The following is a 13,867-nucleotide window of genomic DNA, read 5'->3' as shown; positions in this document are numbered from 1 at the left end:
GTTCAATCCTGTTTCGCGTTGCCTTCCCCGTTCGCGGGGGAAGTGTTGGAGGTGTCGTTGCGCGACTGCCGCGCGACTACGCTGGCCACGGTGAGGTCGGCAGTGACGTTGCCCAGCGTGGCGAACACGTCGGGCAACGTGTCCACCGCCAGCATCAGGCCCAGCGGCGCCAGCGGCACGCCCATCGCCTGCGCCACCGGCAGATTCGTCGCCATGAAGGTGACCTGGCCGGGCAAGCCCACCGAGCCCAGGCTGATCACCACCGCCAGCGCAGCCGCCGCGGCAAGCTGCGCAGCGCCGACGTCGGTGCCGGTGGCCCACGCGATGAAGCATGCCGAGGCGATGTACTGCACGGGGCTGGTGAGCCGGCACAGCGATACCGCCATCGGCAACACCAGCGCAGTGACCTGCTGCGGGTAACCCAACCGTCGCTCCGCGCTTTCCAGCATCGCCGGCAACGAAGCGAGCGAAGACTGCGTGCTGGCCGCCACCGCCTGCGCCGGCGCCAGCGCGACCACGAAGCGCCGCAGGCGCTCGCCGCCCCACAGCACCGCCACCGGCAGCATCAGCACGGTGACCGTGAGGTACAGGATGATCTCGACCAGCACGTACACGCCCAATGCGCGCACCATGCCCAGGCCGGCGCGCGCGCAGACGGCGAGGATCAACGCGAACACGCCCAACGGCGCCAGCCACAGCACCCAGCGCACGATCACGATCATCGCGTCGGCCATGGCCTGGAAGAATTCCACCAGCATCGCGCGGCGCGAAGGCTGCAGCTGCGTGAGCGCGAAGCCGAGGAACAGCGCGAACACCACCACCGGCAGCATCGCGCTCTGCGCCGCGGCCATCAGCGCGTTGCTGGGCACGATGCCGGCGAACCAGTCGGCCCATCCCGGTGCCGAGACTTCCGTGGCGTTTACGGGGTGGCCGCTCAGCGCTGCACCCAACGCGGGGTTGTGCGGAAACATCGCCAGCAACGGCGGCGCCAGCAACGCGGCGACTGCCGCGCCCAGCGCCAGGATCGCGATGATGGCGACGAGCGCACGCCGTGCGATGCGTCCGGAGGCCGCCGCATCGCTGGCCGTGTTCACGCCCACCACCACCAACGCCAGCACCAGCGGCACCACCGTCATCTGCAAGGCGTTCAGCCACAGGTGGCCGATGGGCTGCGCCACATTCGCCGCGTGCTGCGCCCAGGCCGGCGCCCAGGTCGCCAATGCCAGTCCGGCCAACGCGCCGGCAACCAGGCTGGTCAGGACCCGCGTGGTGGCGCTCATCGACCGGCCTTCGCGTCGGGCAGCCGCCATGCGTGGCGCAGGCGCGCGTATTCGTCCTGCGGCAACAGCACGAATACCGGATGCGCCTGCGGTTTCAGCCATGCCAACAGGCGCTGCATGGTGTCCGGCGTCATCGCAGTGCAGCCGGTGGTGCCGCTGGTCGGCGACGACCAGAGATGCGCGAAGATGCAACTGCCCCCGTGCGCCACGCCGTCCGGGTTGTGCTCGATCACGAAGCCGATGCGGTAGGCCTGGTCGCCATGGAAATGCAGGTCACGCCGCATCGGCTCGCTGGAACCCCTGAGCGCGGCCTCGCCAACCTTCGCCGTATCGGCAATCCGGTTGTAGAGCGGCGTGCCGCTGACGTCCATGCAGTAATCGGTGGCGGTGAGCCCGAGATACGGCATCGCCGTGTCGGCGTGTGCCGCGTAGCCGAAGGTAGTCCCGATGCGGAACACGCCAGCCGGGCTGCGTCCGTCGCCTTCGTGCTTCTGCGGGCCGTCGGCCTGCGCTTGGTTCAAGCCGAGCCCCCAGGCCGAGCCGCTCTGGCCGATCACCACAGGTTGCGCGCTACCCACTTCGTGCCACGCACTGCCTCGATCGCGCTGGTAAGTGCGCAGCGTGCCTTCGATGGTGTTCCAGTCGGGCACGGTAACCAGCACCATCTGGTCGGCGTTGGACCAGGCGGCGGTCGGATCCGTGGCGGCAATGGCATGACCCGCGAAGGCAACGCCGGCAATCAGCAAGGCGACGAAACGGTTAAGCATGGCGTGGAATCCCCGCATGGTTTGTCACGGCTCCAGCACCTGCTGGATGCGTTCCAGGTTGGCAACCAACTGCGCGTGACGCGCGTCGTCGCCTTCGCACAACTGCACGAACAGGACGTCCAGCAGGTGTTGCAGCGCGGACTGGTAGAGCAGCGACTGGATATACGGACGCTCGTCGTGCGCGGACACCAGCAGGGCCGCGTCGGCCAGCGTGCGCAGCGGGTTGGCGCTGTGCCGGGTCACGCTGACCACCATGCCGCGCCGTTCGCGGAAATGCCGGCCGATCTTGCACAGCGCCGGATGGTTGCCGTGCTCGGAGAACACCAGCAGCACGTCGCCGGCTCCAGCGGCGGAGACATTGGCGGCCATCCGTGCGAGGTCGAAGTTGTGCACCACGGGCAGGCCGAGCAGCGCGAGCTTGTAGGCGAAGCCGCGCGCATGGATGTCGTCCTCGCCGAGGCCGATGAGGAACACCTTGCCGCCGCGGCCGGCCTTGGCCATGGCCTTGGTCACCGCGGCGAGTGTCTGCGGCGGATTGATAAGGCGCGTGGCCTCCTCCGCTTCGGACTTGCGACGCCACAGGCTGGTGGCCGGCAATTCCGCGGCCTCGCCGCGAACCTGCGCGGCGGCTTCCACCTCGTCGCCGTTGTCGGCGCGCGCGATCGCCTCGCCGACCGAATACTTGAGATCGGGATAGCCCTTGAAGCCCAGCTTCTGGGTGAACTTCACCACGCTGGACTGGCTGATGCCCAGCGCGTTGGCGAGTTGCTGCGAGGAGTAGTCGCGCAGCAGTTGCGCGTTGTCCAGCACGAAATCGGCGATGCGGCGTTCCACCGCCGACATCTGGTCGCGCTCGGAGCGGATTTTTACGAGCGGCGACATGTCAGCCCGCGATGCCCGTTTCAAGCCCGCGGATCTCGCGGATGCCCAGGCCCGGCGCATCCGTCACCGAGATCTCGGACTCGTTGAAGATCACGCCGCCGTCCACCGGGTTGAACTGGCACAGCGAAGGGCCGTCCAGGTCCACCTTGGTGATCGCGTTGGACTTCGCCACCGCCACGTGCACCGCCGCCGCCACGCTGATCGAGGTTTCCAGCATGCAGCCGATCATGCACTCCACCCCGTGCAGCGCGGCGATGTCCGCGATCTTGATCGCGTTGGAGATGCCGCCGGTCTTCATCAGCTTGATGTTGATGATGTCGGCGGCGCGCAGGCGGATCAGGTCGATCACCTCCATCGGCCCGAACACGCTTTCGTCGGCCATGATCGGCGTGTGCACGCGCTCCGTGACGTAGCGCATGCCCTCCAGGTCGCGCGCCTTCACCGGCTGTTCGACCAGCTCCAGCTTGATGCCGGCGTCTTCCAGGGTCTGCAGCGCGTACACCGCCTGTTTGGCCGTCCAGCCCTGGTTGGCGTCCAGCCGCAGCAGGGCGCGTCCCTCGACCGCCGCGTAGATCGCCTTGACGCGCTCGATGTCGACGCCGATGTCCTTGCCCACCTTGATCTTCAGCGATTCGAAACCGCGCTCCACCGCGGCGACGGAATCGGCCACCATCTTGTCGATGTAGTCCACGCTGATGGTGATGTCGGTGGTGATCACCGGATCGCCGCCGCCCAGCAGCTTGTACAGCGGCGCGCCGTAGAGCTGACCCCACAGGTCGTACAGCGCGATCTCCACCGCCGCCTTGGCGCTGGTGTTCTTCTCCATCGACGACTGCACCAGGTGGGTCAGCCGGTTGAGCTCGGCCACGTCCTGGCCGAGCAGGCGCGGCGTGATGTAGTGGCGGATCGCGTCGGTGATCGAGCCATGGGTATCGCCGGTAATCACCGCGGTGGCCGGCGCCTCGCCGTAACCGACGTGGCCGGTGTCGGTGTGCACCATCACCACGATGTCCTCGACCTGGTTCACGGTGCGCAGCGCCGTCTTGAACGGCGTCTTCAGCGGCACCCGCAGCATGCCGAATTGGATGTCGGTGATTTTCATGGGCGACCGTGTCCGTGTAACTCGGTGAAAGGCGATGGGGATCAGCGGCGGATGCGAACGATGCTGGTCATGTGGTCGATGAAGGTGGAGCCGTCCTTGCCGTAGAGCATGGGCAGCAACGGCGTCACCGACACCGCGTTGAGATCGACGTGTGCGGTGGAGCCGTCCGGCTTGAGGTAGCTCATGCCCAGCACGTCGTGGATCACCCACGGCTGCCCCTCCCACTGGCCCAGCACCATCATCACGTGACCAGGGATGTAGACCAGATCGCCAAGCTGCAACTGCAGCGCCGCCTGCAGGCGCACCGCGTGGCTGTCGGCGGCGGTGAACAGGCGATGTTCCAGTGCGGGACTCTTGGCCTGGTCACCGGTGTTGCGCGGCATCTGCACGCCGAGGCTGCGGTACACGTCGGAAACGAAGCCCGAGCAGTCGCGGCCGTCATACGAGTGGCCCCAGCCGTAGCGCTCGCCGAGGAACTTGAACGCCTGGGTGATCAGGTTGCGCGGCGTCAGCGACGGATAATCGGCCGCGGTATCGGTGTTCTTCTGCAGAAGCGCGGGCACCAGCTCCAGGCTGCCGTCGTCCCTGCGGATGGGCAGTTGCAGCGTATATGCGGCATACGGCGTCTGGCCGTTCACCGGCTGGTCGGGCGGCAGCGTGCCAAGCAGCGGCACGCGCGTGCCCATGTCCAGCTGCAGCTGAGACACCGCCGGCTGCTCGGGCGTGAACACCGTACGCACGCTGGGGCCGGTGACCACGCGGTACGGTGTCTTCGCGGCGTACGCCAGCACCATGTCCTTCGCGCCTTCCGCCACGTACCGCTTCTGCATCCATGCCGCGTAGCGTGGACTCACCACGAAAAGCCATTGGCCGTCGCGGCTGGCGTGCACGATGGCTACCGGCGTGCCGGGAAACTCGGCGCTCTCCTGGAAGCGGTCGATGTCGTGGTCGTCGTCGCTGCTGAACACGCGCAGCGTGGTGGGAAAGGTGCGCAGCGCGGCGCGCTCAACCACCAGGCCATAACGCACCGTGGTCTGTGCGGGGATCGCGTCCAGCGCCAGGTCGCTCTCCGCCTTGTCCAGCGTGGCCGCCGGCACGGACTGCCCATGTTCATCGTAGAGCGCGTGCGTGGGTCGCTTCGACAGGCGCTCGATCCAGGCAGCCACCTGCGCGCGCGGCAGCGTGGCGGGCAGCGCTGCGAGGTCGTGCATGGTGGGATCGAGCTTGAACAGCTTCGCGTTCTGCGCATCGACCTGGGCGCGGGTGAGGATCTGCCGGTCGGGCTGCGCCTGCAGGCCGATCCAGAACGCCGGCGTCAATTGCGCGTCGCCCACGCCGAGCACGCCACTGGGTGGGATCGGCAATGCACTGGTGGGCGCGTCACGCGCCTGCATCGGCAGATGGACGAGCGTGAGCGCAAAGACCAAGACTGCAAGAACCGGACGCTTCATCGTTTCACCCCTTCACCAGCCTGTCGCCAGGCGCGACAGCACGGCCATGCGGCAAGCCAAGGAATATTTGATTCCATGTAATTTCATCGTCAGCATAAATTATTGACCGCCATTTGCAAGCGTGCTACACAACGCCGCTGGGGACGCACCGCGGGGGTTTCTGATGGCGAACGTGGCAAGCACTACACGCTGGAGGACACGCTTGCTGTTCGCATCGGCCTTGCTGGCCGCACCCTTTGCAGCGACCTGGGCCACCGAGACGCCAAGCAGCATCGCCGCGCTGGTGGATGCCGGCCAGTTCCAGGCCGCCGATGCCGACATCGCGCTGGCACTCGGCCAGCCGGGGCTGGACGCCGCCATGCGCGATGCGCTGCTGTTCCAGCGCGAACGCATGCGCCGCATCCGTTACGACTTTTCGCTCGACGCCGACGCGCTGAAGGCGCGCATCCGCAAGCAGGTGCCCGACCTGCGCGACGACGAATTCCGCGACTGGGACGAGCACGGCCTGCTCGAACGCATGGCGATCGACGGCCGCGTGATGTACTTCAAGCGCGACGCCTCCAACATCTTCCGCCTCAGCGCCGAGGCCGCCGCACGCCGCGCCCATCCCGCGCCGTTCGACGACGATCCGATGCAAGTGCTGAACGACTACCACCGCGAGGTGCGTTCGGCATCGCTGCAGGAAAACCGCAGCAGCGTGCTGCCGCATCGCGTGCGCATTACCCAGACGCTCACCGTGGATGCCGACGCGGTGCCGGCCGGCAAAACCGTGCGCGCGTGGATTCCCTACCCCAAGGCACTGCCGGGCCAGCAGGACGACATCCGCTACGTGAGCAGCGTGCCCGCAAAGCACGTCATCGCGCCCGATGCCGCGCCGATGCGCACGGTGTACTTCGAAAAGGCCGCGCAGGCCGGCAAGCCCACCACGTTCTCGGTCACCTACGAAGTCACGCTGTCCGCGCAATACCACGTGATCGACCCGGCCAAGGTGGTGCCCGCGACGATCACGCCGGAACTTGCACCTTATGTCGCGGAACGTGCACCGCACCTAGTGTTCACCGAGCAGTTGCGCCTGTTCTCGCGGCAGGTGTTGGGCGACGAGAAGAATCCCTACCGCATCGCGCAGAAACTCTTCGCCGCGGTGGACGAGATCCCGTGGGCGGGCGCGCGCGAGTACTCCACCATCCCCAACCTCAGCGACTACACCCTGCACGCCGGCCACGGCGACTGCGGCCAGCAGACCATGCTGCTGATCGCCCTGCTGCGACTGAATGGCATACCGGCGCGCTGGCAGTCCGGCGCGATCTTCGCCGACCACGGCTACAACGACATCCACGACTGGGGCCAGCTCTACCTCGCGCCCTACGGTTGGGTGCCGATGGACGTCACCTTCGGCCGCCTGCATCCAGGCACGCAGGCCAAGCCCGGCGACGATGCGCTGGAGTGGTTCTACCTCGGCGGCCTGGATGCCTGGCGTGTCGCCTTCAACAGCGACTTCGGCCAAGGCTTCACGCCGGCCAAGCAGTCGTTCCGCTCCGACAACGTGGATTCGCAGCGCGGCGAAGTCGAGTGGAGCGGCGGCAACCTCTACTACGACCAGTGGAACTACGGCTTCGACTGGTCGCCGGTCGACCCACATTGATCTCCCTATCGATCCCCAAATGAACCCAGCCACCATGGACACTTCGCCCTCCACGCATTTCGACGGTGTGGACCTCGTCGCGCTCGCCGAACGGCACGGCACGCCGCTGTACGCCTATTCGGCCAATGCGATCCGCCAGCGCATCGCCGGCCTGCAGCAGGCGCTGCACGGCATGGACGCGACGATCTGCTACGCGGTCAAGGCCAACGGCAACCGGGCCATCCTCGAATTGATGGCGCAGGCCGGACTGGGTGCGGACATCGTTTCCGCCGGCGAACTGCAGCGCGCGCTGCGCGCCGGCATGCCGCCCGAGCGCATCGTGTTTTCCGGTGTGGGCAAGAACGACGGCGAGATCGCCGAGGCGCTGGCTGCAGGCATCCAGCGCTTCAACGTGGAATCGCTGGACGAACTGCACGCTATCGAACGCATCGCCGGCGAACACGGCGCCATGGCGCGCGCGGCGGTTCGCATCAATCCCGACGTGGATGCGCTCACCCACGCCAAGATCTCCACCGGCAAATCGGAAAACAAGTTCGGCGTAAGCATTGCCGAGGCGCGGCGCTGGTTCGATGCGCGCGCCACGTTGAAACATGTGCTGCTGGACGGCCTGCACGTGCACATCGGCTCGCAGATCCTCTCGCTGGAACCGTATCGCCAAGCCCTGCAGCGCGTGGCCGCGTTCTGGCGCGAGCTGCGCGACGCCGGCCATCCCGTCGCCAGCATCGACGTGGGCGGCGGCCTCGGCGTGCGCTACCGCGACGGCGATACGACTATCGCGCCGGCCGATTACGTGGCGGTGATCCGCGAGGCGCTCGCCGGCTTCGAAGGTCACCTCCTGCTGGAGCCCGGCCGCTACCTCGTGGCCGAGGCCGGCGTGCTGCTGACGCGCGTGCTGCGCATCAAGCATGGCGAGGCACGCGACTTCCTGGTGCTGGACGCGGCGATGAACGACCTCGCCCGCCCCAGCCTGTATGACGCCTGGCACGACATCGTGCCGGTATCGGGCGAAGCGCGGCCACCGGCCGTCTACGACGTGGTGGGCCCGGTCTGCGAAACCGGCGACACCTTCGCGCAAGCCCGCACGCTGCCCGCCTGCGCGGCGGGCGACCTGGTGATGATCCGCGCTACCGGCGCCTATGGCTCCTCCATGGCCTCCACCTACAACTCGCGGCCGTTGGCCGCCGAAGTGCTGCTCGATCGCGGCCGGTTCGCCCTGGTGCGCCGGCGGCAAACACTGGACGAAATGCTTGCCGGCGAACAGTCGGCCAGCCAGTGGGAGACGACATGAAACGCATTGCACGCACAGGATGCTCTCTCCTCTCAGGGGCACGCGAGGAGCGGTCGTGGATGGCCGCGACGTTGAGGAGCGAGGAGAGGGCCGGGGTGAAGAGTCGATCTCGCCACCGCCCCACGTTGCCATGCAAGGCGCTAATCGCTTTTGCATTCGCCATGCCTTGCGTCGCCGCTTTCGCTGCCTCTCCTTCCGCTCCACCCGAAACCCGCAACTACGACCAGATCCTCGACACTGTGGTCGCGCGCTACCACCTGCCTGGCATCGCACTCGGCGTGATCGAACACGGCAAGGTGGTCTACATCGCCACGCGCGGCGAAACCGTCGCCGGCTCCGGACAGAAGATCACGCCGCGCACGCTGTTCGAGATCGCTTCCAACAGCAAGGCAATGACCACCGCCCTGCTGGGCCGGCTGGTGGACCAGGGCAAGCTGCACTGGGACGACCCGGTGACGAAATACCTGCCCGACTTCCAGATGTACGACCCGTGGGTCACGAAGAACATGCGCGTGGCCGACCTGCTCACGCACTCCAGCGGCCTGCCCGAAGGCGGCGGCGACCTGATGCTGTGGCCGGAGCCGAACGCGTTCACCCGCGCCGACATCATCCATGGCCTGCGCTACATCAAGCCCGGCTACAGCTTCCGCTCGAAGTACGAATACGACAATCTGCTCTACGTGGTGGCCGGCGAAGTAGCCGCGGCCGCAGGCGGCGCGCCCTACGAAACGCTGATGCATCGCGAGGTGTTCCAGCCGCTCGGGCTTTCGCGCTGCCAGGTCGGCGAGTGGAACCGCGATACGGTGGGCGACGTGGCCGCCCCGCACTCGCGCCAGGATGGCCGCAATATTCCGCAGCAACCAGACAACCCCGTCGTGCCCGCAATCACCTCCGCGCCTGCCGGCGGCATCCGCTGCGACCTCGACGACATGCTGGCCTGGGCGCGCAACTGGCTGGTGCCCACGCCGGCGCAATTGCAGTGGCTGTCGGCGGAACAGCGCCACGTGCTGCAATCGCCGCACATGCTGATTCCCGTCTCCGAACAGCGCCACAACTGGGACGACAGCCACATCATGGCCTACGGCTACGGCTGGCGCATGACCGACGTGGACGGCACCTGGACGGTGTGGCACACCGGCACGCTGGACGGCATGTACTCCGAACTGATGCTGCTGCCCGACCGGAAGGACGGCTTCGTGTTCCTCATCAACGGCGAAGCGGAATCCGCGCGCACCGTGCTCGGCGAAGCGCTGCTCAAGCACTTCACCCAGCCGGACGACACGCACGACGTCACGTGGTACGCGGACGCGCAGCAACGCGCCGACGAGCAGGCCAGCAAACGCGCCGCCGCGCCCGACACTTCAAAAGCCACAGCTGTCGCACCCGCTGCATTGGCCGCGTGGACAGGCCGCTACCGCGACCCGTGGCTGGGCGATCTCATGCTGTGCCCGAGCGGCGGCCGCGTGCGTTTCGCCGTCGCCAAATCGCCGCGGCTCAACGGCGACGTGATGCGACTGGGCAACCGCGACCTGGTGCACTGGAGCCACCACGACATGGACCCCGACGCCTGGCTGGACTTCCATCCCGCGCAAGGCGGCCAACCCGCCATGCTGACCATGGCCAAGGTCGATGCGCTGGGCGACTTCAGTTCCGACTATGAGGACCTGCACTTCGTGCGTACAGGGGACTGCCCATGAAGCGCAGGCTCCCCGCAGGAGCGCACCCTGTGCGCGATCAGGCTTTTCGCGAAGTGCCAATCGCGCACAGGGTGCGCTCCTACGGCATCGCGTCGATCATCCTGCTCACGACCTGCCTGCAGATGGCGCGGGCAGGTGACCAACCACCGCAACTCTCGCCCGCGAAAACCGCGGCGCAGGCCGGCCTGGTGGACATTCGAACCTTGGTGCCCGACATCGCCGAGGACATCAAGTACGCCGGCAGCGACAACTTCGTCGGCCGGCCCGTGAATGGCTACCTTGCTCCCAAATGCCTGTTGCTGCGCCCCGCCGCCGAAGCACTGACGCGCGTCGAGCGCGATCTGCGCGTGCAGCACTATCGCCTGAAGCTGTGGGACTGCTATCGCCCTGCCCGCGCGGTGGCGGATTTCGTGCGCTGGGCGCACGACCCCGCCGACCAACGCACCAAGGCCGCGCACTACCCTGACCTCGACAAGTCCAAACTGCTGGGCGACTACATCGCGCCCGTCTCCGGCCACAGCCGCGGCGCCACCGTGGACCTCACCATGGAACGCTGCGCTGCCGACGGCACACATTGCGCGCCGCTGGACATGGGCACCGGCTTCGACTGGTTCGGCGTGCGCGCCCACACCGACGCGCCCGGCATCGGCGCAGAACAGCACACCAACCGCCTGCTGCTGCGCTCGGCGATGGAACACGAAGGCTTCCAGAACTACGCGCTGGAATGGTGGCATTACACGCTCACGCCCGAACCCACGCCGCAGATGCTTTACGACGTGCCGGTGCAATGAACGCTTCGATTTCATCCCACTCCTCACCACTGAGTCTCTCTCCCTCCGGGAGAGGGTTCCGTCCTACAGGCGCTAGGGCGACTGCGGAACGGCGAAGCCGGCTCCGACAGGAGAAAGCTCCATGGATAACGCGAATCCGGGCGGGTGAGTGTTCGGCCAAAGCGAAGCGTTGCGGCAACACCGAACCCTCACCCCAACCCCTCTTCCTCGCTCCTCAATGCAGGAGTCATCCATGACCCTTCTCAGCGTCCGACGAGAGAGGGGCTCACATCCAAACGCACGGAGCCTTGCCATGCGCTTCGCCACCACCCTCCTCGCATCGATGCTCATCGCCGGCACCGCAAGCGCCTCCACCGCCGACGCCATCAACCACGCCAACCAGCTGATGCAGCCCTACACCGGCGACGTGCCCGGCGCCGCGCTGCTGGTCGTCAAGGATGGCAAGCCGCTGCTCGAACGCGGCTACGGCATGGCGGACCTCGAACACCACACCGCCGCCACCTCCGCCACCGACTACCGCCTCGCTTCCGTCACCAAGCAGTTCACCGCCGCCGCGATCCTGCTGCTGGCGCAGGGCGACAAGCTGAGACTCGACGATTCGATCCGTCACTGGCTGCCCTCGCTGGCCGCCTTCACGGACAAGGTGACGCTGCGTGAGCTGCTCAGCCACACCGGCGGCCTGCTCGATTACGAAGACCTGGTGCCGCCCGGCCATACTGCTCAGCTCAACGACGACGACGTGCTGCACATGGTCGCCGCCACCACGCACGGCTACTTCCCGCCCGGCAGCGCCTATCGCTACAGCAACACCGGCTACGTGCTGCTCGGCCTGGTGGTGGAAAAGGCGTCCGGCCAGCACCTGCAGGATTTCCTCGCGCAGCGCATCTTCCGGCCGCTGCACATGGACCACACCCTGCTCTACGTGCACGACGACAAGACCGTACCGAACCGTGCCTTCGGCTACAGCGAATCCGACGGCCACTGGCAGCGCACCGACCAGGACCTCACCAGCGCCACGCGCGGCGACGGCGGCATCTATTCGAACATCGACGACCTCGCGAAGTGGGATGCCGCGCTCTACGACGACCGCCTGCTCAGCGATGCTTCGCGCAAACTCGCCTTCAGCCCGCACGTGAAAGTCGTGGGCGAGCCCTACGAAGCCGGCTACGGCTTCGGCTGGCGCATCACTGGCGACACGCTGTGGCATTCCGGCGAGAGCATCGGCTTTCGCAACGTGATCGTGCGCTGGCCGAAGCAGCACCTCACGGTGATCCTGCTCAGCAACCGCAACGATCCGGAGCCTTATCGCACCGCGCTGGCGATCGCCGAACCGTTCCTGCATTGATTGCCGTCATGCTTCACTCAACCTCACCGTCATTCCGGCGCAGGCCGGAATCCAGCGAAACAAGCGTGCGAAGCACACAAAACAGTTTTTGCGTGCGTCGCACGAGCTATCAAACTGGATGACCAGCCTCCAACTGTTGAAAATCTCTTCCGGCCTGCGCCGGAATGACGAGCAAAAGCGAGTCCCCGCATGCACCATCCCACTGCACTCAGCCGCTTGCTACGCACTGCCTGCCTGCTGGCGCTCTTGTCGCTGCTCGCCGCGTGCGCCACCGCACCGCCGCGCAATCCGCTGGCGACCTGGACGCCCTCGCCGAACTACGACATCCGTCGTCCCGTACTGATCGTGCTGCACTTCACCGACGAGCACTCCGCGCAGGAGGCGCTGGACACCCTGCGCACGCGCAACAGCGGTGGCCCGGTGAGTGCGCACTACCTGATCGGCAGCGATGGTCACATCTATCAGCTGGTGCCCGACCAGCTGCGCGCATGGCAAGCGGGGCCGGGACGCTGGGGCACCATCACCGACCTCAACTCCGCCTCCATCGGCATCGAGCTGGACAACGACGGCCACTCGCCGTTCGCGCAACCGCAGATCGCCAGCCTGCTGCGCCTGCTTGCCGACCTCACCACGCGCCTGCACATCCCGCCCACGCAGATCATCGGCCACGAAGACCTCGCGCCCGGCCGCAAGGACGACCCCGGTCCGCTGTTCCCGTGGCAGCAGCTCGCCGACGCGGGATTCGGCCGCTGGCCGCACGGCCCGCTGTGCGATCCGCCGCCCGGCTTCGATCCGTGGATGGCGATGGCCGTGGTCGGCTACGCACTGGACGACCGCATCGCCGCCGTGCACTCCTTCCACCACCACTTCCGCGGCATGGAAGGCGACACGCTGGACGCGCAGGACCTGCGCATCCTTTACAACCTCGCACAGCAGATCGAACCGACCGCGAACACCTGCACCGCACCGTCGCCGCAGGCGCCGGCAGATTAGGGACGAACCAGCACGCTCGCGGTATAGCTCTCCACCACCAGGCTGAAAGGCTGGTTGTCCTGCGTGTACAGCAGGGCGCGATGCTGCAGCACGTGGGATGGAATCGCCAATGGCTGGTTGCTTGCCGGTGGCAGCACCGCACCACTGTCCCAGCCTTGCGGCAATGGCGACCACAGCAGGTCGGCGGACAGCGTCTGGCGACGGAAATGCAACAACTGCACGACCTTGCCGAACGGCTCGTCGGTGGTGTCGAGTTGGCGGTTCATCGTCGCCGTCAGCCGCGACGGCACGTACCAGTTGTCCGCATCGGAAAGCACTACATCGCCGCAGCCCAGCTGCACGCGTCGATAGCGTACTGGCTCATCCGCGCCAATCCCGAGCAGCATGCGCCCGTCCGGCGGCAATGGCTTGTCCCCACCTTGCACGCGGTGCGCGAGGATCTTCGCCGACGCCGCCAGATGATGCGCACTGCACCAGTGCTCCAGGGTCAACGTGGCGCTGGGATGGCTCAACAACTCGGCATTGAGCGTCTGCAGTTCAGCCAGCGCCTGGGTGCGGGCGAGCGGCGTGTCCGGCCAGTCATCGCGCGCGGAAGCGGCCGGCACAATCACCAGCGCTGTTGCCAAGCA

General features: G+C 66.9%; 12 protein-coding genes. 6 read left to right on the top strand and 6 right to left on the bottom strand.

Annotation, left to right across the window (positions count from 1 at the left end):
- Window positions 1–2 precede the first annotated feature (2 nt).
- From IHE49_RS13355 to IHE49_RS13335, 5 genes are read right to left on the bottom strand one after another with little or no spacing between them, the layout of a single operon-like run.
- On the bottom strand, window positions 3–1,280 hold the full coding sequence (locus IHE49_RS13355; RefSeq protein ID WP_192158679.1) for a cation:dicarboxylase symporter family transporter: 1,278 nt from the start codon (window positions 1,278–1,280) through the stop codon (window positions 3–5).
- Window positions 1,277–2,047: a hypothetical protein gene (locus tag IHE49_RS13350; protein ID WP_192158677.1), complete on the bottom strand. Its 771-nt coding sequence runs from the start codon at window positions 2,045–2,047 to the stop codon at window positions 1,277–1,279. Before IHE49_RS13350 ends, IHE49_RS13355 begins: the two co-directional genes overlap by 4 nt.
- A gap of 24 nt (window positions 2,048–2,071) precedes the next feature.
- Window positions 2,072–2,929: a MurR/RpiR family transcriptional regulator gene (locus IHE49_RS13345; protein WP_192158675.1), complete on the bottom strand. Its 858-nt coding sequence runs from the start codon at window positions 2,927–2,929 to the stop codon at window positions 2,072–2,074.
- A gap of 1 nt (window position 2,930) precedes the next feature.
- Window positions 2,931–4,031, bottom strand: a complete 1,101-nt coding sequence (locus tag IHE49_RS13340; RefSeq protein WP_192158673.1) for a dipeptide epimerase — start codon at window positions 4,029–4,031, stop codon at window positions 2,931–2,933.
- A gap of 41 nt (window positions 4,032–4,072) precedes the next feature.
- On the bottom strand, window positions 4,073–5,482 hold the full coding sequence (locus IHE49_RS13335; protein WP_192158671.1) for an SH3 domain-containing protein: 1,410 nt from the start codon (window positions 5,480–5,482) through the stop codon (window positions 4,073–4,075).
- A gap of 163 nt (window positions 5,483–5,645) precedes the next feature.
- Between IHE49_RS13335 and IHE49_RS13330 the strand changes: the two genes are divergently transcribed.
- The 6 genes from IHE49_RS13330 (at window position 5,646) to IHE49_RS13305 (ending at window position 13,238) form a co-directional block, all read left to right on the top strand.
- On the top strand, window positions 5,646–7,124 hold the full coding sequence (locus tag IHE49_RS13330; protein WP_192158669.1) for a transglutaminase domain-containing protein: 1,479 nt from the start codon (window positions 5,646–5,648) through the stop codon (window positions 7,122–7,124).
- A gap of 19 nt (window positions 7,125–7,143) precedes the next feature.
- Window positions 7,144–8,412, top strand: coding sequence for a diaminopimelate decarboxylase (gene lysA, locus IHE49_RS13325; RefSeq protein WP_192158667.1), 1,269 nt, complete (start codon window positions 7,144–7,146; stop codon window positions 8,410–8,412).
- 161 nt (window positions 8,413–8,573) lie between these two features.
- Window positions 8,574–10,109, top strand: a complete 1,536-nt coding sequence (locus IHE49_RS13320) for a serine hydrolase (RefSeq protein ID WP_192158665.1) — start codon at window positions 8,574–8,576, stop codon at window positions 10,107–10,109.
- A gap of 122 nt (window positions 10,110–10,231) precedes the next feature.
- Window positions 10,232–10,900 carry a M15 family metallopeptidase gene (locus tag IHE49_RS13315; protein WP_192158974.1) on the top strand — a complete coding sequence of 223 codons (669 nt, stop codon included), beginning with the start codon at window positions 10,232–10,234 and terminating at the stop codon, window positions 10,898–10,900.
- Between the two features lie 292 nt (window positions 10,901–11,192).
- On the top strand, window positions 11,193–12,245 hold the full coding sequence (locus tag IHE49_RS13310; protein ID WP_192158663.1) for a serine hydrolase domain-containing protein: 1,053 nt from the start codon (window positions 11,193–11,195) through the stop codon (window positions 12,243–12,245).
- 189 nt (window positions 12,246–12,434) lie between these two features.
- Entirely contained in the window at window positions 12,435–13,238 is an 804-nt protein-coding gene (locus IHE49_RS13305) for an N-acetylmuramoyl-L-alanine amidase (RefSeq protein WP_192158661.1), read from the top strand.
- Here the strand turns inward: IHE49_RS13305 and IHE49_RS13300 are convergent.
- Window positions 13,235–13,864 carry a hypothetical protein gene (locus IHE49_RS13300; protein ID WP_225578435.1) on the bottom strand — a complete coding sequence of 210 codons (630 nt, stop codon included), beginning with the start codon at window positions 13,862–13,864 and terminating at the stop codon, window positions 13,235–13,237. The genes IHE49_RS13305 and IHE49_RS13300 overlap by 4 nt on opposite strands.
- Between the last annotated feature and the right edge of the window lie 3 nt (window positions 13,865–13,867).

The sequence above is a fragment of the Rhodanobacter sp. 7MK24 genome (assembly GCF_014842995.1).
Lineage (GTDB): Bacteria > Pseudomonadota > Gammaproteobacteria > Xanthomonadales > Rhodanobacteraceae > Rhodanobacter_A.
The sequence above is the reverse complement of the archived record's forward strand: the minus strand, read 5'-3'. Positions and strand labels throughout refer to the sequence as shown.

Excerpts from the sequence above, each read along its gene's own strand:
- IHE49_RS13355 (WP_192158679.1), bottom strand. The coding sequence starts at position 1,280 with ATGAGCGCCACCACGCGGGTCCTGACCAGCCTGGTTGCCGGCGCGTTG.
- IHE49_RS13350 (WP_192158677.1), bottom strand. The coding sequence starts at position 2,047 with ATGCTTAACCGTTTCGTCGCCTTGCTGATTGCCGGCGTTGCCTTCGCG.
- IHE49_RS13345 (WP_192158675.1), bottom strand. The coding sequence starts at position 2,929 with ATGTCGCCGCTCGTAAAAATCCGCTCCGAGCGCGACCAGATGTCGGCG.
- IHE49_RS13340 (WP_192158673.1), bottom strand. The coding sequence starts at position 4,031 with ATGAAAATCACCGACATCCAATTCGGCATGCTGCGGGTGCCGCTGAAG.
- IHE49_RS13335 (WP_192158671.1), bottom strand. The coding sequence starts at position 5,482 with ATGAAGCGTCCGGTTCTTGCAGTCTTGGTCTTTGCGCTCACGCTCGTC.
- IHE49_RS13330 (WP_192158669.1), top strand. The coding sequence starts at position 5,646 with ATGGCGAACGTGGCAAGCACTACACGCTGGAGGACACGCTTGCTGTTC.
- lysA (WP_192158667.1), top strand. The coding sequence starts at position 7,144 with ATGAACCCAGCCACCATGGACACTTCGCCCTCCACGCATTTCGACGGT.
- IHE49_RS13320 (WP_192158665.1), top strand. The coding sequence starts at position 8,574 with ATGCCTTGCGTCGCCGCTTTCGCTGCCTCTCCTTCCGCTCCACCCGAA.
- IHE49_RS13315 (WP_192158974.1), top strand. The coding sequence starts at position 10,232 with ATGGCGCGGGCAGGTGACCAACCACCGCAACTCTCGCCCGCGAAAACC.
- IHE49_RS13310 (WP_192158663.1), top strand. The coding sequence starts at position 11,193 with ATGCGCTTCGCCACCACCCTCCTCGCATCGATGCTCATCGCCGGCACC.
- IHE49_RS13305 (WP_192158661.1), top strand. The coding sequence starts at position 12,435 with ATGCACCATCCCACTGCACTCAGCCGCTTGCTACGCACTGCCTGCCTG.